Raw genomic sequence first — 19,523 nt, 5'->3', positions numbered from 1 at the left:
ATTAAATCATAAATGGGTGAGCGAATTTTTCAGGCTGATAAAGCTGACGTTGCTTGGCAATCTCGACAATCCGATGACGTAATTGGCGTTTGATTACGGCATAGGTCAGGCGATGCTTTTGTGACATTTCTTCCGCAAACTTAAATACTTCCAGATTTAATGATTCGGCAGGGTGAATTTGATGCACCACTTGTGCATCTAAACATTCGAGGCCAGTCATAGATTTACCTGTTAAAGACATTTCCCAAATCGCATGCTGATTGGGAAGGAGTTGCACAATTTCTGCAATACAGTCAGTAAAGGGAATGGTCAGTTTGACTTCGGGAAAACAAAAGCGTCCTTTGTCTGCCCGCATCAAGCGAAAGTCACAGGCTGATGCCAAAATTGCACCACCTGCATAAGCATTACCGTTAATTTCAGCAATCACAGGAAGATTGAGCAAGGCCAAACGCAGCAGCATATTTTCCAGTTGTAAGGTGAAGGCTTTTTTATCTTGCATAGACTGTTGCATTAGCCAAGCGAGGTCTAGACCATTACAAAAGGTCTTGGGGTGATCACTTTGAATCACCAGACAGGCGTTATGCGAATCACGCTCAATTTCATCAAAGATCTCGATATATTCATTCAGCACATCTTGGTTTAAGACATTGTCCTGATCGCCATTGGTTAAGGTGAGAACATAAATAGACTGCTGCTGATCAAGCGTCATGGTGGTCATTGAAGCGCTTCCTGATAGTGCGTTAGTTTTTTGATTACAGTCATTATTCCCAATAAAACACTCGCACAATAGGTGGGACTATGCCATATTGATGATCATTTTAGGACAGTGGATGTTCGATGCGAGATCCGTTTGGATTGTTTCAGGAAACCATTTCTGTTTCTTATGCACATCTGTTATTGGAAATTGTGCAAGACTATGCCGTTGATACTGAAACAGTTCTGTCTGGTACGGGATTAAGGCTCGCAGAAATGAAACAAGCCGATGCCAAAATGAGTGCACATCAATGGTCGAAGCTGGTGGTGAATGCCTTAAAGTTGACGGACAATCCACGTCTAGGCATTGAATATGGCTTTAAATTACGCCCAACGTCGCATGGGGCGTTAGGTTTTGCATTTCTTAGCTGTACCGATGTTGAAACTGCTTTAAGCCTTTGCCAGCAATATTTCTGTACCCGCATCCAGAATTTCACCCCTGAATGGCACATCGAGAACGACTTTGTCTATGTGCATTTGGATGATGTACATCCTGTAAAGTTGGGTGGAGCAGAACAATCTGATCAATTAAGATCATTTTTAATTGAGTGCTTACTATTTGGTGCCATTCATTTTCTCAGTTTATTTTCTGAAAAAATTGCAGAAAATTGTGAGGTCTTTGTCGACTGGGCAGATTCACAGAATTATAAAAGTGTCGATTTATCTCAGATCAAGATTCAATTTAATCAGCAACGCAATGGTCTACGTTTTCCTAAGCATTATCTACAGTGTAAAAATTCGAATGCAGATCAAGTTGCTTTTCAGCAAGCACTGCTGTATTGCGAAAATGACAAACTGAAATTGCTAAAAGAAAGTACGCGTGACCTACAGAAAAGCATTCGTTCCGAGCTGCTCTATAAGGCAGGCAATGCCTATCCAACCTTGCCCATAATTGCACAGCGCTTGAATATGTCGGAGCGAACTATCAAGCGGCATTTGCAGGCGCAAGGAACCACCTTCTTACAGATTTTAGCGGAGGTTCGTTTTAGTCAAGCCAAGAAATTATTGCAACAGCCACAATACAGTGTTCAGGATGTTGCAGCTCTGGTGGGCTATGAAGAAGCCACTAATTTTATCCGTGCTTTTAAAAAGATGTTTGGAGAAACGCCGAGTCAGTATCGGAAAAGCTATTTGTCCAAGACTGATTCATCTAACATCACATTTTGAATGGTTTGAATAAAGCGTTCCAGTGCATGTTGAATCTGTTCGGTCCATTCAAAGGAACAATTCATCCGAATAAAATGTTGATGTGAGGGCAGTACATTAAATAACGGACTTGGCGCAACACCCACCTGTTGCTGAATCAGTTGTTCATACACCTGCATGCTACTGACTTTTTCTGGCAGTTGAATCCAGAGAAAATAGCCACTTGGATAGTTATACACCTTACAGTCTTTAGGCAGATGCTGTTTCAGATATTGAAAGAACTGCTTTTTATTCTTTTCCAACGCCCGTCTAAGCGTTCTTAAATGCTTTTCATAATGATGATGAGAGAGGAACTCTACCAGTGCATTCTGGATCAGCGCATTGGCAGAAATGGTACTCATCAATTGCAGATGCTGAATATGCTCGGAAAATTTACCTGCATAGACCCAACCCATACGAAAACCTGAACCTAAAGTTTTGGAAAAAGAAGAGCAGTGCAACACCAGATTCTGCTGATCAAAATACTTCATTGGGAGTGGTTTTTGATTGCCATAAAACAGCTCTTCATAGACATCATCTTCAATCAAATGAATTTGATGCTCATGCAGCAATTTGGCAATTTTATATTTAATTTCATCGCTGACGGTAAACCCAATCGGGTTATGCGCATTCAACATAAACCAACAGACCTTGATCGGATAACTTTTAATGACCTGTTCAAAGGCTTCAATATCAAAGCCATGCTGTGGATGTTCTGGCAGCGTAATCACTTTCAGGCCCAAACGTTCTGCCGCCTGCCATGCACCATAGAAAATGGTTTGCTGCAACAAGATATAATCGCCCGGTTGGGTAATCGCTTGCAGGGAAAGATTGAGGGCTTCCAACCCTCCAGAGGTGATGACAATGTCATCGGCATCGGTTGGAATCCCTTGCATACAATAGCGTTGCGCAATCAATTTTCGGAGGGCTAAATTTCCGGGCGGTAGATTGGTGGTCTGATCATAACTATGTCGATTACGGGAAAGCTGTCCCATGATCTGAATCAGCTTGGGTGGATACAGCAACTGACTGTCTGGAAAAGCCGAACCTAGGGGGCTGACCTGTTTAGACTGAATCGATTTAAGATACTTAAACACCAAGGAGTTGATTTCAATTTTTGGATGAACCGTACCGGGTTTGTCGGAGACTTTTTTATTTAAGTTAGGCCACCTGACCTAACGGGTTAATCTTATCATAGTACATTGCTTCAAACTCAAAAGGCGATACATAACCCAGTGCACTGTGTACACGCTTTTTATTGAACCAATCTACCCAGTTTAGTGTCGCAAGTTGTACATCTGCTAAACCTTGCCAATCTGCTTTTAAATATTCAATCACCTCTGTTTTGTATAAGCCATTCACCGTTTCAGCCAGAGCATTATCGTATGAATCACCTGTCGTACCGACTGATGCTCGTAAATTTGCAGCATCTAAACGATTGGTATAGCGAATAGAAAGATATTGAACACCTCTATCGGAATGATGAATCACATTCTTTGGCATGCCTCGATCGTGCAATGCTTGCTCCAATGCATCGAGCACCATATCTGTATTCATCCGTGTAGATACTTTCCATCCAACAATTGCTCGTGAGAACACATCAATAATAAAGGCGGTATAGACCCAGCCTGAATGTGTTTGAATATACGTAAAGTCACTGACCCATAATTGGTCAGGTCGATCAGCACTAAAATTCCGTTTCACTAAATCATCTGCTCGTTTTTGATCATCTCGGCTACGGGTGGTTTGTTTATTCTTACCACGCCAAACACCTTGTATACCTAGCTTTTGCATCAATCGAGCAACTGTACAACGTGCAATAACATAACCCTCACGTTTCAATTTTTGCCAAACTTTACGTACACCATATCGACCTGAACTTTCTTTCCAAATACGTTTGATTTGCTCTGCATGATGTAAATCATGCAGAGCACGTTTCGCTCGATGTTCTGGGTTATCAACGAAATCTAAAGCCCGATAATAGGTCGAAGCTGCAATCGGTAAAATTCTACAAATCGCTTCAACACCATATAACGCCTTATTGTTATGGATAAAATCCACCATTATTTGTGTGGGCGGTCGAGCTCCGCCTGGGCGAAAAAAGCGGCTGCTTTACGTAGAATTTCATTGGCACGTTTTAATTCTTTAATTTCACGTTCCATTTGCTTCATTTTTTCTTGGTCAGATACCTGTTGTACTTTGGCGGGATTTTGTTGATCTAAGTATTTTTGATACCAAACACGAAGTGTTTCAGGAGTACAGCCAATTTTAGGAGCAATTGCGGAAACTGCTGCCCAATTCGATGGATAATCTTTTTCAGATTCAATTAGTAATTGAACCGCTCTTTCTCTAATTTCGGGGGTATAGTTTGGTTTTTTCATCGGAATAGTCTCTCAGAATATTGAGTCTCCGACAAACCCGGTACGGTTCAGGATTTAAAGACACCACTGAATAGGCTTGCGGAATCTGAATATTATTTTGCTCAGCCACAAAATAACCTGACTTTTCTTTGGAATAAATCAGCCCTTGTGCTTCCAGTTCTTGGTAAGCATTCATCACTGTAATTAAGCTAAAGCCTGAGCGTTGTACTTGTTCACGCAAAGAGGGCAGTTTGGTGTGGGGTTTCCATGACCCATTCTCAATGAGAAGTTTGAGCTGGTGTGCTAACTGTTCTGATTTATACATAAACTCAAGTGAATCCGTATAGATGGAACAGCTTTTATGCCAGCTGTTCCATCTCTTTTTTTAATAAGCAAACATCAATAACAGTCTAAATAAACCTGCAATTATGGCAAGTGCAAAAAAACCAACTAACCATAAGATTATAAACCATTGTGTTTGGCTTAAATGCAGAGATTTTATTTTCATGCAAAGCTGCTCCTTAGTGATAACCCGTATCTCCAACCCGTACTTTATCTCTGAATACCCAGTAAGAAAGAATGGTATAGCCAATAATGATCGGGATTAAAATGACAGCTCCAACCAAGGCAAACTTTTGACTGGAATGTGGTGCTGCTGCTTGCCAAATGGTAACGGACGGCGGAATAATATTCGGCCAGAGACTGATGACAAATCCAGTAAAGGCCAAAAATACCAAGGCCAAGGTATAGATAAACGGCTTGAAATCCTGACGTTGTTTACATGCCTTTAAAATCAGGAAGGTAAACAATAACACCAAGATCGGCACTGGGCTAAAGTACAGTAGATTTGGCAAGGCAAACCAACGTGCTGCAATTTCAGGATGGGTGAGTGGGGTATATAGACTCACCCCTGCAAAGACCGCAAACAGCAAGATGATCAGTTTAGGCATCAATCCATACATCTGATCTTGTAACTCATGATCAGTTTTCATAATTAGCCAGCCACAGCCCAAAGCGGCATACATCGCAACCACACCCAGCCCTGTAAACAGAGCGAATGGAGTCAGCCAGTCCAAGCCTGAACCAGAGAAAATACCATTGGTGGTTTGAATGCCTTGAATATAGGCACCCAGAATCACGCCTTGCAGAAAGCTGGAGAGAACTGATCCCCAAATAAAGGCTTGATCCCATAAATACTTGGTGCGATTGGCCTTAAAGCGAAATTCAAAGGCCACACCACGGAAAATCAGTGCAATTACCATCAAGATAATCGGCATATACAAGGCTGAAAGCACCGTTGAATAGACCAGTGGAAAGGCAGCGAATAGGCCAGCACCACCGAGTACCATCCATGTTTCATTACCATCCCACACAGGTGCGACGGTATTCATCATCACATCACGTTCTTCACTGCTTTTGATAAAGGGGAACAGAATACCAATGCCGAGATCAAAGCCATCGAGAATGACATAGATCAAGACACCAAGACCGATAATGCCAACCCAAATCAGAGATAAATCAATCATGGTATTTCTCCTTATTTGGTTTTGAGTCTTGCTGATCAATACTTTCATCGACAGCACTTAAAGGCCGCATCGGGGTTTTGAAATGCCCGGGACCTGTAGGCTCAAGATCAATCGCATCTACAAATTGAGGCCCTTTTTTCAGTAGCTTCAACATGTAATAAATACCGCTACCAAACACGATGGTATACACCACCACAAAGATAATCAGACTGATGCCGACTTGATCTGCAGTGACCGCATGCGATAAACCATCTTTGGTGCGCATTACCCCATACACCACCCAAGGTTGACGACCGACTTCAGTTGTGACCCAACCCGCAAGTAGCGCGATATAGCCCGTTGGACCCATGACAAAAGCGAATTTATGAAACCAAGATGAACCATATAGTTTACCTTTCTTCCGTAGCCATAAGGCAATGAAAGAGAGTAATACCATTAACATGCCAAGCCCGACCATGACACGGAAACTCCAGAACACAATGGTCGCATTTGGACGATCTTCAGCTGCGAAATCTTTTAAACCTGTAACCTTACCTTGCATAGAGTGGGTCAAAATCAGACTACCAAGATGAGGGATGCCAATTTCATAGTGATTTTTTTCACTATCCATATCGGGAATGGCAAATAACAGCAGTGGCATGGATTCATTATGATTGGTTTCCCAGTGCCCTTCGATAGCGGCTAATTTTGCAGGCTGATGCTTCAAGGTATTTAAACCATGATTGTCACCAATCACCACTTGCAAACATGAAGTGACGAGTACCATCCAAAGTCCCATGGAAAAGGACTTTTTCACCAACTCATCGCGTCGGCCTTTAATCAGATGCCATGCAGCCGTACCAACCACCAATAATGAAGACACTAAAAATGCAGCGGCTGCCATATGGGCAAAGCGATAAGGGAAGGAGGGGTTGAACACAATCGCCCACCAGTCGGTCGGCACAATAATGCCATTTTCAATGGCAAAGCCTTGCGGCGTTTGCATCCAGCTGTTGGAGGACAAAATCCAGAACATGGAAATACAGGTGCCGATCGCAACCATTAAGGTGGCAAAGAAATGTGCTTTGGGACCAACGCGTCCCCAACCAAACAACATGATGCCGAGGAAACCTGCTTCCAAGAAGAAAGCACTCAATACCTCATAGCTGAGTAGAGGGCCTGTAACACTCCCAGCAACGCGGGAAAACTCGCTCCAGTTAGTCCCAAACTGGTAGCTCATCACCACGCCAGAAACGACACCCATCCCAAAGGCAACTGCAAAGATTTTAATCCAGTATTTGAATAGATCTTTATAAATCGGGTTTTGGGTACGTAGCCATTTCCATTCCAGCATGGCAAGAAAACAGGCCAGACCAATCGAGGTGGCGGGAAAGATAATGTGAAATGAAACAGTAAACGCAAACTGTATTCGGGCTAATTCTAAAGCCGTGAGACCGAGATCCATATATCCTCTCCTATAACAGACTGAAACGAGTCGCTAGGAAAATGTGAAAGAACGGACTTAAACCCTTATCAAAATAAGCAGAACCTAAAAACGGTATTGGGATATTTCAAAGCAATTTAAGTTTTATTCATCATCCAATCTTCTGTTGTATATAAGTAGATACAATTTCTTTTTGTTTTTTTATAACAGATACGTGCTTCTAGCATGATCTGTTATATTTTTTTAAGCAAACTCTGTAGCTATTCAGCAGTTTAGACCTGATTCAAAATAGCATAAGCAACGATGCATTGTGTTTGAATATTGATCAATCATTGTAAGTTGTCTAAGCAAAACTTTTGACTGAATGGCGTATGACTATGTTTGTAACCGAAGAACTCAATGCGATGATTCGACTGTTTAAAGACGGTACACCTTCGCAATCAGTACAAGAACAGCTACGCCTTGAATATGTAAATCTTGAAGCAACCTTGCTAAGAGGAAAAGTGCTGAGAGAGTTTTCTAAAGAGAAGGTCGCTTATATTGCACAGGCTGAAATTATGGGAAATGACAATAATCTCGGCTATTTATTCGCGCCATTTATTATTGCCAATTTAAATCAGTCTGTGATTTATACGACGCCAATTTCAGCGCCTGTTTTGTCGATTTTAAAGCAATATTATCAAGCCGAAAAACAACTTAGTTTGAAAATCGAAGAAGTACTACATAGTCTGAAATTGTATGTTGATCTGGTTGATCGACCCAAAAGTGAAGAAGATTTCTTATTTCGCTGTCTGGTCAAGGCGTTGTGTCGAACGGATATCTTTCATATCTTCCTGATCACACATTTGCCGATTGATCGCCAACAGATAAAGATATTGGAAGATTATTTTGATGTGAAAATTGATGTGATTGATGCGGATAGCACTGAAAGCATGCTGGATGATGAATTGATCAATACGCGAAAGTTGCTATTTAAAAACAAAGATGAATGGCACAAAAAAGTTTGTACCTTATTTGCACAGCTGAATGCCCAAGTGATTGCACAAATTGGTCATTTTAGTCTAGCTCAAGCAGCACATTTAATTGAAGATATGTTCTATTCAGAGCACATTTTTGAAAAGCTATCAGTCTATGCTGAGTATACGCAAACCCGCATTCAGAATGGTACCAGTTTTAAAGCGTTGTCCACAATGTGATGGCATCGAATTGAATTTTAATATTTGAATAGGAGTAGAGCGATGTCTCAAGAACAATCGAAGTTTCCCTACCTTGCCGTTGGCATCAGTATTTTATTGGGTTGTTTATTTCTGGTGTTTTTCTTTCTGGCAGTGAGTAATCAGCCTGACTATATGCCTTCTCAACAAAAGCAAAATAGTACCCAAGCTCAACATACTCAGCCTGTCAGTAAATAATGGATATACAAGCAAATACCATGTCGCGGTTTTTCTCACTTACTGGTGCTTAGAGCACGCACCAGTAAGTTTTTTTATTACTTTTGAATGAAGTTCGCAGATTTTTTATTAATAGAATAAGACAAATCAAGAATAGAAAAGAAGCACAATTCATGTTAATCCTATCTGTAGCAAATGTTAAGAATAGCTCAGATGAGGGCAACATAATGGATAACTCAGAACAACCTATACATAAGCAAGAAAATACCAGTTTTGCAAGAATTGAACCCTATACCCAACCTGCAGGTGGATGGGGTGCATTGTTAAGTGTTGCCCGAAACCTCAAAAGGCAGGATGTTTTAAAAAAGGGTTCAATCACCTTACTCAATATTAATCAACCCACAGGCTTTGATTGTCCAGGTTGTGCATGGCCTGAGAAAAAAGATGCGCATGCCTTTAACTTCTGCGAAAACGGCGCCAAAGCCGTTGCTTTTGAAGCAACCAGTAAAACGGTTACGCCTGAGTTCTTTGCGCAACATACGGTGAGTTGGCTGGCTGAACAAAATGATTTCTATCTAGAAGACCTCGGGCGTTTAACCGATCCAATGCGTTATGACCCTGTTTCGGATAAATATGTACCGATTTCTTGGGATGATGCTTTTCAGCTGATTGCTCAGCATTTGCAGGCGCTGGATCATCCAGATCAAGCAGCCTTTTATACTTCAGGGCGTGCCAGTAATGAAGCTGCATTTCTGTATCAACTTTTTGTTCGCAGCTTTGGTACCAACAATTTTCCAGACTGTTCCAATATGTGTCATGAAACCACCAGTGTCGGTTTAAAAGATGCGATAGGTTTAGGCAAAGGCACCGTGATTCTGGATGATTTTGATCAGGCCGATGCTATTTTTAGTTTTGGGCATAATCCGGGCACTAATCATCCACGGATGTTAGCAACCTTGAGAGAGGTCTCTCGAAGAGGCGGTAATATTGTTGCCATTAACCCGATCAAAGAGCGTGGACTAGAACGCTTCCAAGATCCGCAAGCGCCACTGGAAATGATGACCAATGGCAGTACCCCAATCAGCCGTTATTATTTTCAGCCCAAAATTGGTGGTGATTATGCACTAATGTTTGGGGTGATGAAGCATTTATCGGAATGGGATAAAAAAGCTTTGGCAAAAGGGAAACCGAGTGTTTTTGATCGCAGTTTTATTGAGATGAATACCATTGGTTTTGATGAAATGCTGGCTGAGATCGATGGCACAGAATGGTCACAGATTCATAAACATACGGGACTGTCACCTGAACATTTAGAGTCAATTGCCAAGATGTATCTGGATGCGAAAACTGCCATTTTCTGTTGGGGGATGGGGATTACCCAGCACCGTCACGGGACAGCCAATATTCATATGCTGGCAAACCTGATGCTGGCACGTGGCCATATTGGTCGTCCGGGGGCAGGTCTGTGTCCAGTCAGGGGGCATAGTAATGTGCAGGGTGACCGAACCATGGGCATCAATGAAAATCCAAGCGAAGCCTTGCTGGACAGTATTGATCGGGTTTTTGGTATCAAGTCACCGCGTAAACATGGTTTTGGAGTGGTGGATACCATTAAGGCGATGTATGAAGGCGAGGTCAAAGTCTTTATTGGTTTGGGTGGAAACTTTGCGGTTGCCACACCTGATACGCCCTATACTCAAGAGGCATTACGCCGTTGTGATTTGACCGTTAACATTACCACCAAGTTGAATCGTAGCCATCTCGTCTGTGGCAAGACAGCCTTAATGTTGCCGTGTTTGGGACGGACCGAAGTGGATATGCAACTGCATGGACCTCAAGCAATTTCAGTCGAAGACTCAATGAGTAATGTGCATCTGTCTGCAGGTCGCAATCCGCCAATTTCAGAAAATATCTTATCCGAGCCCGATATTGTGGCGCGTATGGCGGAAGCAGCTCTGCCTGACAGTGCAGTAAAATGGCGTTGGTATATTGAAAGTTATGATCGTATTCGCGACTCTATTGCCGATGTTTTTGATGAATTTCATGATTTCAACCAACGGGTTTATCAACCGAGCGGTTTCCATTTAGAGCATCCTGCCAATCAACATGTTTGGCATACGCCAAGTGGCAAAGCCCAGTTTTTAATTACGCCATTAACAGAAGTTTATGAGGACAAGGAAAATCAGTATGCTGCGGCTTATACGGAGCAGCAAGTCTATACGCTGATGACCACACGTTCGCATGACCAATATAACACCACCTTGTATGGTTTGGATGATCGCTACCGCGGTGTATTCGGACAGCGTCGGGTTCTGTTTATGAATCAGGCGGACATTGATGCAGCAGGCTTCGTGGCAGATCAGTGGGTCGATATCGAAAGTGTGTTCTCGGATGGTGTGAAACGGATTGTACATAGTTTCCGTATAGTGCCGTATAACATTCCGCAAGGCAGTCTGGCGGCCTATTATCCTGAAACCAATCCATTGGTGGCTTTGGGCAGCCATGATAAATATGCCAAAATCCCAGCATCAAAAAGCATTCCTGTGATTCTACATGCCGGTAATGCCCCCGCGCATTTCAATTTGAATGTGGAAGTTGATCCTGAGCATGCCAATGAACGCGTCAGTAACGCATAGTTTATGGGCATCAATCTGGATGTAAAAGAGGTAAGGCGTGGACACAAAAACACGAGGCTACGAAACGGTGCAAGTGCATCGTTTCAATCATGATCGTTCTGAAAATGAAATAGACTATATTGTGCAGGAATATCCTGTTGCCTTGGTCTATAACGGCATCTCTCATGCAGTGATGATGGCGACGCCGTCAGATCTTGAGGTATTTGCCAAAGGCTTTAGTCTGTCTGAAGGAATTCTACATAGTTTAAGCGAACTGTATTCACTCGACATCCGTCAAAATGAATTGGGGGTTGAAGTCGATATGACCATTTCAACCCGTGCTTTTGTCGCATTAAAAGAGCATCGGCGTATGATGGTGGGACGCACAGGCTGCGGTCTTTGCGGGATTGAAAGTTTAAAACAACTTTATGCTGATTTACCTGTGGTCAGTACTCAAGTGCCATCAACATGGTTAAATCAGATTCCCAATGCAATTGCCCAACTCAAAGTCAGACAAAAAATTACTGCGCTCACGGGTGGTGCACATGCGGCAGCATGGGTGGTGAAAGGGCAAATCGTAGCGTTATTTGAAGATGTTGGACGGCACAATGCTTTAGATAAGCTATTGGGTTATCTGGCGGAGCAAAAGTTCAATGTTGCCGATGGTTTTGTGGTGATGACCAGTCGTGCCAGTTATGAACTGATTCGTAAGTGCGCACAATCCAATATTGCTTTACTGGCAACCATTTCTGCACCGACCAGTATGGCCATCACAATGGCAAAGCAATCGAATCTGACTTTAGCCAGTTTCTGTCGGGGAGATAGCTTTGTTTTATATACCGAATAATAGTAAAAATTTGTGATTATGCTGCTGACTCATGGTTTGAATTGTGTAGGATATGAGCACTAAGTTCTTCTATTCCTAAAAATTATGAATGTTCCTTTAAGATATCAACCTGTTATCAATAATCTTTCGGGTGAGAATGCCTTATTTATTGTGCTTGGAATCAATACCCAACCTGATCATTCGGGTGTAATCGATTTTCTGGCCAATTTTTCTGCATTGGTTCGAAGCCTGACCAACCGTTTTCCTCATGGTAATTTTAGTGCTTCGGTTGGTATTGGTTCTCATGCTTGGGATTTACTTTTTCCAGAGCTGAATAAACCGAAAGAGCTGGCGCCATTTCAAGAAATTAAAGGACCAAGACATACCGCAGTCGCAACGGCAGGTGATTTGTTCTTCCATATTCGAGCGAATCAAATGGCAATTTGCTATGAGTTAGCGGCAATTCTGCATGAACAACTCAAAGACGATACCTATTCGATCAGCGAAACCAAAGGTTTCCGTTACTTCGATGGTCGTGCCATTATTGGCTTTGTGGACGGGACAGAGAACCCTGAACATGAAATTGCCAAAGAGATTGCCTATGTAGGGGAAGAAGATGCCGAGTTTCTTGGCGGCAGCTATGTCTTTATTCAAAAATATCTGCATAACATGGAGATGTGGAAAGGCTTAACCACCGAAGAGCAAGAAAAGGTGATTGGTCGTAAGAAATATGATGACGTGGAACTTGGTGATGATGTAAAACCGCAAAGCGCACATAATGTGGCCAGTAAGGCACATGATGCTGAGGGCAATGAACTCAAAATTTTAAGAGCCAATATGCCATTTTCCAATCCAACCGAAGGAGAGTACGGTACCTTCTTTATTGGTTACTCACGCTCGTTTAACATTACCCAAACCATGCTTGAAAATATGTTCTTGGGTAAGGAAACAGGACATGTTGATCGTTTATTAGATTTTAGTACACCTGTTTCAGGCAGTTTATTCTTTGTGCCTACCTTTGACTTTCTCGAAGATTTGGGTGAATAAATTAAATCAGCTGAAATGGAATATTTCATTTCAGCTGAACATCATGATGCTGCAATGAGATAGTGTTGTAATTGAGTGCGGAATTGATCTGGAATACGCTCCGATTTTTGTGTACTGAAATCAAAATATACCTGAACAGCTTTGCCACGCGCGACACAATGATCATTTTGCCAAGCTTCATGCGCAACAATGAATGAAGAATTGCCGATATGCTCAATCCAGGTTTTGATTTCAATATCCGCACCATAATAAATCTGCGCCACAAAATCGACTTCGACACGTGCCAGAATCAAAGGCAGATTTTTGATTTCCATACTTGGATTAAAGAGACGAAAAACGGGTTCGCGTGCAGTTTCAAACCAGCCTGTAATCACGGTATTGTTGATATGTCCGAATGCATCGGTTTCATAGAATCTTGGTGTAATCGAAAGTGTAAACATAATTAAGCAATTATTTTCTTATTTAAACCTAAATACTATAAGGGCTGAGTCTGTAAAAATCAGCCCAAATAATAGACTTAAGCGTTTACGAATCCTGAGAAAAACCACCACCGAGCGCTTTATACAATTCGATCTGATTATTCAATTTGGTTTGTTCCAGCATCAATAAACCTTGTTGGGCTGCATATGCAGAACGTTGTGCGTCCAAAACTGTTAAATAACTATCAATACCCGCTCTAAACCGAGCCGTAGATAATTTATAGGTCGTATCGGTTGCTGAGACCAAACGGCGTTGTGCACTTAAACGTTCTTCAATATGGGCATGCGCAGCAAGTGCATCATTGACCTCGCGGAAAGCAGATTGAATGGCTTTTTCATAATCAGACAAGGCAATTTTTTGCTCAGTTTCTGCAATTTTAATATTGGCTTTACGGGTGCCCCAATCAAAAATCGGAACATCAATACTTGGGCCAACTGACCAAGAAAAACCACCCGACTTAAATAAATCTTTCAGATCGCTCGAAGCGTATCCCGCTGATCCAGTCAGGCTAATGGTTGGGAACAAACGTGCTTTGGCTGCGCCAATATTGGCACCTGCGGCACGAAGTTGATATTCAGCAGCTTTGAGGTCTGGTCGATTATTCAGTAATTCACTGCTTAAGCCAGTGGAAAATCTGGTTTCCGTGGTAATGCGCTGGAGTGCACGATTGGGCAGGAGGTTCTGCGGAATGGCTTGACCTGCAAATAAGTAAGTTTTGTGCTTGTGAAACTTGTGTCTTATAAGTCGCCACATCATTTCGGGCCGTTTCAACTGAAATCTGTGCCTGACGTAGCGGGACTTCACTATCAATCCCGACATCAAAGCGTTTTTTGTTGAGGTTGTAGGAATCCAGTTGTGCTTTTAAGGTCTGTTCTGCAAGGTCTAAATTGGCTTGTGCAAAGGCATAATCTAGCCATGCTTGGCTCACTTGGCTGACTAAACTAATTTGAGTGGCTTCTCGGGCACTTTGCGTGGCAAAGTAATTATTCAGTGCCGCATCTTTTAGACTTTGTACACGCCCCCAGAAATCCAGTTCATAGGCGGTCACACCAAGACCCACTTGAAAGGTCGAGTAAGGATTATTGGGGTTCACCGCAGGGTTGACCTGTCGAACTGCACTGCCATTTGCACCAATAGTGGGGAACTGGTCATTCTTGCTGATTTGATATTGTTGCTGCGCACGCTGAATATTCAGTGTTGCAGTACGTAAGTCACGATTGTTATTTAAACTGATATCAATCACTTGTAGTAAACGTGCATCGGCAAAGAATTGTTTATAGCCCTGAATGGCAATTGAAGAGCCAGTTTCTGTTTGTGTAAAATTTTGTGGAATATCAGATTTGATCACAGGTTGGGGTGCCTGCATATTCATACATGCCGTCAAGGCCATTGAAAGCGTAGAAACAAGCAGGCCACGAGATAAGACAGTCGTTTTAGACATGGTCTTCTCCAAATAATATAAAAATGAAAGCAGAGCAGGAGCAGAGGAAACAGGTTGATTTCCTCTGCCCATTGTCAGTTAAGATGGATTTTTGCTTTTCGAAGCAAACAGCTTTTCAACTGCACCCAGAATGAAAATGAAGAACACGGGGACAAAGAAGATCGCCAGAATCGTGGCTGAAATCATGCCACCAAACACACCTGTACCTAAGGCATGCTGTGTTTCTGAACTGGCACCTGATGCAATGACCAATGGAATCACACCACAGGTAAAGGCCAGCGAAGTCATCAGAATCGGACGCAAACGAAGTTTAGCTGCTGCAACTGTAGCCTCAATTAAACTCATGCCTTCTTCTTTTAACATCTTGGCAAATTCGACAATCAGAATCGCATTCTTGGCCGATAAACCGATAATGGTAATCAGGCCAATTTTAAAGAACACATCATTCATTAAACCACGAGACATAATCGCAACCACGGCACCAAAAATACCCAATGGCACCACCAGCATCACTGAAAGTGGAATGGCCCAACTTTCATAAAGCGCAGCAAGAACCAGAAATACGACCAGCATAGAGAGCGCAAGTAAGAAAGCCATCTGTGATTCAGATTGCTTTTCTTGCAATGAAATACCGGTCCATTCATAGCCGATGCCTTTTGGTAATTTGGCAATCAGGTTCTCCATTTCACGCATGGCATCGCCTGATGACGTATCGAAGTTTGGAATACCTGCAATACTTAATGATGGGCGGCCGTTATAGCGGTTATATTGCTGTGGCGCTTTATTCCATTGCGGTGTGACCACTTCAGATAAAGAGACCAATTGTCCATTTGAACCCATCACTTTCAGATTCAAAATATCTTTTAATTGCATCCGGGATTTAGCATCAACTTGCACAATCACTTGTTGCATCCGACCCTGATTTGGGAAGTCATTGATATACATCGAACCCATTGATGTTGAAATGATGTCAGAAACGTCAGAGAATTTCACACCAAGAACATTCAATTTAGCACGGTCAATTTTTAAAGAAATATTGTCACCTTGCGGTAAGCCTTCATTCCAGACCATATAGAACTTCTTATTTTTGGCTGCCATTTGCATTAACTGGTCTTGTGCAGCTAAAAGCGCAGGCATACCTAAATTCGCTCGATCTTGTAAACGTAAGCTGAAACCGGCAAAAGTCCCAAGTTCATCAATAGCTGGTGGAAGTACAGCCATGGTCGCGCCTTCTTTGCTATGTGCCATGGTCTTATTGACGGAGTTGGTCATCTCGGTTGCAGTTGCAGTACGGTCTTTAAAATCATTCAGTGTCGTGAACGCGACAGCAACGTTTTGTCCAGCACCACTAAAGCCCCAACCCATAATCGTAGTGTTACTTTTTACATTTGGATTGTCTTTTAAGCTGTTTTCAAACTCATTTACCACACCTCGCGTTCTTTCTGCAGTTGCATCCGAAGGCAATTGGAATGAGGTCATGAACCAGCCTTGATCTTCTTCAGGCATGAATGCTGTTGGCCAATATTTCATACCTGCAAAGGTAAGACCTGTAATCACCGCAAAGATCGCCATCATTGGAATACTATGTTTGACCACTTTCAGCAGGATCAATTCATATTTTTTGGTGACTTTATCAAAGCTACGATCAAACCACGCAAAGAAACCTTTCTTTTGATGGTGGCCATCGATTGGTTTCAAAATCGTGGCACATAGTGCAGGGGTTAAGATCAATGCCAATAACGCAGAGAACAGAATGGACACTGACATGGTTAAGGTGAATTGTTGATAGATAATCCCGACCGAACCACTGGCAAAAGCCATTGGTAAAAACACCGCCGCTAGAACTAAGGTAATACCAATAATTGGACTGGTGATTTCTTTCATGGCTTTGGAGGTGGCTTCTTTCGGTGGCAGACCTTCAGTTGCCATAATCCGTTCGACGTTTTCCACCACTACAATTGCATCGTCGACGATAATCCCGATCGCGAGCACCATACCAAACATGGTCAGCACATTAATCGAGAAGCCTGCAAGTAACATCACCGCAAAGGTACCCAACAAAGCAATCGGTGCAACAATCGCTGGAATTAGGGTATAGCGAACATTATGCAGGAATAGATACATTACAATGAAAACCAGAACCATGGCTTCAAGTAAGGTATGAATCACTTTTTCGATTGAAATTTTTACGAAAGGCGCTGTGTCATAAGGAATACTAAATTGCATGCCTTCAGGTAAATTGAGTTTTAATTCTTCAATTTTTGCTCTGACGCCTTCAGCCGTTTTTACTGCATTGGCACCTGGGCTAAGCTGAATCGCGGCAGCAGTGGCAGGTTTACCATTTTCTAGAATTGCAAAGTTATAGGCTTGTGAACCCATCTCCACATTAGCAACGTCAGACAGTTTAATCACACTACCACTGGTCTTACTTTTAAGGCTGATATTTTTAAACTGTTCAACATTCCCTAATTGGCCTTGTGCCGAGAGTGGAACGGTAATCAGTTGACCTTTGGCAGCAGGGAGGTCTCCCAGTCGACCTGGCGCAATCTCGACGTTATTTTCACGGATGGCATTGTTGACATCACTAATCGACAGTCCATAGGACACCAGTTTATTTGGATCAACCCAGATCCGCATGGCTTTTTCAGCACCGAAGGATTGGACTTTACCGACACCTTCAACACGTTTCAGTTCTTCCACCACATTACGGACTAAATAGTCACTGAGATCAACTTCAGAATACTGACCACTGGGAGAATTGACACCGACCAACATCAAGAAACCAGATGAGGAGGCTTCTACTTGCAAACCTTGTTGGCGAACCACTTGAGGTAGACGTGCTTCAACTGCCTTGATCTTGTTTTGGACATCGACCTGAGCCATTTCAACATCAGTACCTGGTTTAAAGGTCGCAGAAATCTGAGCCGTACCAGAGGTATCTGTAGTCGCGCTATAGTAAAGCAGGTTTTTAACCCCAGATAATTCCCGTTCGATCAAAGTCACAACGCTGTCATTGATGGTTTTAGGAGTTGCACCCGGATATACCGCAGTAATGTTGACTTGAGGCGGTGCCACACTTGGAAAGCGGGCAATCGGTAATTTGGGAATACTTAGAACCCCAAATAAAATAATAAAAATTGCAATCACCCATGCAAATACAGGGCGACGAATGAAGAATTGTGACATCATCATTGAGCTCCTAATGTTGCGGGTACTTTCCACGGACTTATTTCAAGTTTTTGATTGGGTTGAATACGCTCAACACCTTCTACAACCACTTTATCGCCTGTTTTAAGGCCTTTATTGGCGATATAGAACTGATCATATTGTTGTCCCAGTTCAACTGGACGAATATCTGCTGAACCTTTGGCATTGATCACATAAACTTGAGGATCGCCGTTAATATTGCGTTGAATCGCTTGGGCTGGAATCAGTAAAGCTTGAGGAACTGAAGCACGGTCAATGCTGACACGTACATACATGCCTGGAAGAAGTTTACGTTCTGGGTTTTGCACCTCAATTCGAATAGTGACATCACCTGTTTCTGGATCGACATTGATATCTTCAAACAGCATCTTGGCAGTGACGTTATAAGGTTTGCCGTGGCTATTTGAAATCCGCACGGTTTTTTCATTATTGGCGGCTAACTCACCACTTTGTAATGCGGCTTGCAAATGTTCATATTCACTAATCGACTGTTTTACATCGACATAAACTTTATCAATCTGTTGTACGGTTGCCATGGTATTGGCATCACCCTGACTCACCAATGCACCTTCAGTGACAAATGATTGCCCGATACGACCCGAGATCGGAGCGCGAACAGTAGCATATTGCAGATTCAGGTTTTGGCGAGTGAGCAAAGCTTTCATCTGTGCAACATCTGCTAAGGCTTGACGATATTCAGCCTGTGCATTACTGACTTCTTGTTTACTGATTGCATTACTTGGTAGCAATTGTTCATAGCGCTCTAACTGAACTTTTAAACGTGCCACTTCAGCTTCAGCTTTGTTGAGTGAAGCACGATTACTATTTACATCTGCCTGGAAGGTCTCTGCATTAATTTTATACAATGCTTGTCCAGCTTTGACTTCACTGCCTTGTCTGAATAAGACTTTTTCAATAATGCCACCCACCTGAGGTCGGATTTCAGCAGTTCGGAATGCTTGTACGCGAGCAGGAAGGTTTTCGCTAAAATTCACAGATTGCGGTTGAATATTTAACACACTCACTTTTGCTGGGGGCGTCTCAGCGGGCTTCGCCTGTTCAGAACCACAGCCTTGTAATACAAGCCCGATGGATAAAAATAATGGAAGTAATAGATGCTTTTGCATTCTGTCCAAACCTTGGGAGTTTTTGATGCTGCTATTATTTTCCAGCTTTGTGTAACCAACATCGGGGAAGTATGGAAAAAGTGTGGAGATTTACAGATAAATCATCGTATGATGAATAGATTGTTTTATTTGCCTAGATGGT

The 19,523-nt window shown here is 42.5% G+C and carries 13 protein-coding genes, 3 pseudogenes and 1 other annotated feature; of the genes and pseudogenes, 6 read left to right on the top strand and 10 right to left on the bottom strand.

Annotated features, from left to right (window positions below; all coding sequences use genetic code 11):
• Nucleotide 1: 1 nt before the first annotated feature.
• On the bottom strand, nt 2-718 hold the full coding sequence (locus F895_RS07165; protein WP_005242101.1) for an enoyl-CoA hydratase/isomerase family protein: 717 nt from the start codon (nt 716-718) through the stop codon (nt 2-4).
• A 119-nt stretch (nt 719-837) separates the two neighbouring features.
• On the opposite strand from F895_RS07165, the gene F895_RS07170 reads away from it, so the two are divergent.
• Nucleotides 838-1,920 (top strand): AraC family transcriptional regulator, encoded by a 1,083-nt coding sequence (locus tag F895_RS07170; protein ID WP_005242099.1) that lies wholly within the window; start codon nt 838-840, stop codon nt 1,918-1,920.
• Here the strand turns inward: F895_RS07170 and F895_RS07175 are convergent.
• The 5 genes and pseudogenes from F895_RS07175 to F895_RS07200 form a co-directional block, all read right to left on the bottom strand.
• Nucleotides 1,881-3,068, bottom strand: a pseudogene (locus F895_RS07175) (PLP-dependent aminotransferase family protein); the annotation flags it as partial. The gene F895_RS07170 and the pseudogene F895_RS07175 overlap by 40 nt on opposite strands.
• 31 nt (nt 3,069-3,099) lie before the next feature.
• Nucleotides 3,100-4,319 (bottom strand): IS3 family transposase gene (locus F895_RS07180; RefSeq protein ID WP_107114716.1). Its coding sequence is split into 2 segments (ribosomal slippage): nt 3,100-4,043 and nt 4,043-4,319, totalling 1,221 coding nucleotides; the frame shifts between segments, so codons are not numbered across the junction.
• Nucleotides 3,928-4,044: a sequence feature (AL1L pseudoknot), on the bottom strand. Its footprint overlaps the gene before it by 117 nt.
• A 52-nt stretch (nt 4,320-4,371) precedes the next feature.
• Nucleotides 4,372-4,623 (bottom strand): annotated as a pseudogene (locus F895_RS07190) (GntR family transcriptional regulator); the annotation flags it as partial.
• Nucleotides 4,624-4,819: 196 nt separating this feature from the next.
• Nucleotides 4,820-5,824, bottom strand: a complete 1,005-nt coding sequence (gene cydB / locus F895_RS07195; protein ID WP_005242093.1) for a cytochrome d ubiquinol oxidase subunit II — start codon at nt 5,822-5,824, stop codon at nt 4,820-4,822.
• Nucleotides 5,817-7,268, bottom strand: coding sequence for a cytochrome ubiquinol oxidase subunit I (locus tag F895_RS07200; protein ID WP_005242090.1), 1,452 nt, complete (start codon nt 7,266-7,268; stop codon nt 5,817-5,819). The genes cydB and F895_RS07200 overlap by 8 nt, the downstream gene beginning before the upstream one ends.
• A gap of 356 nt (nt 7,269-7,624) precedes the next feature.
• On the opposite strand from F895_RS07200, the gene F895_RS07205 reads away from it, so the two are divergent.
• The 5 genes from F895_RS07205 (at nt 7,625) to F895_RS07220 (ending at nt 13,126) form a co-directional block, all read left to right on the top strand.
• Complete coding sequence (locus F895_RS07205) at nt 7,625-8,443, top strand: hypothetical protein (RefSeq protein WP_010590044.1); 819 nt, start codon at nt 7,625-7,627, stop codon at nt 8,441-8,443.
• A 42-nt stretch (nt 8,444-8,485) separates the two neighbouring features.
• Nucleotides 8,486-8,659 (top strand): cbb3-type cytochrome oxidase assembly protein, encoded by a 174-nt coding sequence (locus tag F895_RS20070; RefSeq protein ID WP_005242087.1) that lies wholly within the window; start codon nt 8,486-8,488, stop codon nt 8,657-8,659.
• A gap of 206 nt (nt 8,660-8,865) precedes the next feature.
• A complete protein-coding gene (locus F895_RS07210; RefSeq protein WP_005242086.1) occupies nt 8,866-11,274 on the top strand; it encodes an FdhF/YdeP family oxidoreductase in 2,409 nt (802 codons plus the stop codon).
• Nucleotides 11,275-11,311: 37 nt separating this feature from the next.
• Entirely contained in the window at nt 11,312-12,100 is a 789-nt protein-coding gene (fdhD, locus tag F895_RS07215; protein ID WP_005242084.1) for a formate dehydrogenase accessory sulfurtransferase FdhD, read from the top strand.
• 84 nt (nt 12,101-12,184) lie between these two features.
• Nucleotides 12,185-13,126 carry a Dyp-type peroxidase gene (locus F895_RS07220; protein ID WP_005242082.1) on the top strand — a complete coding sequence of 314 codons (942 nt, stop codon included), beginning with the start codon at nt 12,185-12,187 and terminating at the stop codon, nt 13,124-13,126.
• A gap of 41 nt (nt 13,127-13,167) precedes the next feature.
• On the opposite strand, the gene F895_RS07225 is transcribed toward F895_RS07220, so the two are convergent.
• The 4 genes and pseudogenes from F895_RS07225 to F895_RS07235 all read right to left on the bottom strand — a co-directional run bounded on the left by F895_RS07225 (nt 13,168) and on the right by F895_RS07235 (nt 19,381).
• Nucleotides 13,168-13,566, bottom strand: a complete 399-nt coding sequence (locus F895_RS07225; protein ID WP_005242075.1) for an acyl-CoA thioesterase — start codon at nt 13,564-13,566, stop codon at nt 13,168-13,170.
• Nucleotides 13,567-13,651: 85 nt separating this feature from the next.
• A pseudogene (gene adeC / locus F895_RS0118995) lies at nt 13,652-15,047 on the bottom strand (AdeC/AdeK/OprM family multidrug efflux complex outer membrane factor).
• A gap of 78 nt (nt 15,048-15,125) precedes the next feature.
• Entirely contained in the window at nt 15,126-18,236 is a 3,111-nt protein-coding gene (locus tag F895_RS07230) for an efflux RND transporter permease subunit (protein WP_005242071.1), read from the bottom strand.
• The gene (locus tag F895_RS07235) at nt 18,236-19,381 is read right to left on the bottom strand and encodes an efflux RND transporter periplasmic adaptor subunit (RefSeq protein WP_005242070.1); all 1,146 of its coding nucleotides are present in this window, start codon (nt 19,379-19,381) and stop codon (nt 18,236-18,238) included. The genes F895_RS07230 and F895_RS07235 overlap by 1 nt, the downstream gene beginning before the upstream one ends.
• Nucleotides 19,382-19,523: the final 142 nt, after the last annotated feature.

The organism is Acinetobacter sp. CIP 64.2, from assembly GCF_000369645.1.
Lineage (GTDB): Bacteria > Pseudomonadota > Gammaproteobacteria > Pseudomonadales > Moraxellaceae > Acinetobacter.
This window is presented reverse-complemented; position numbering and strand designations above follow the sequence as displayed.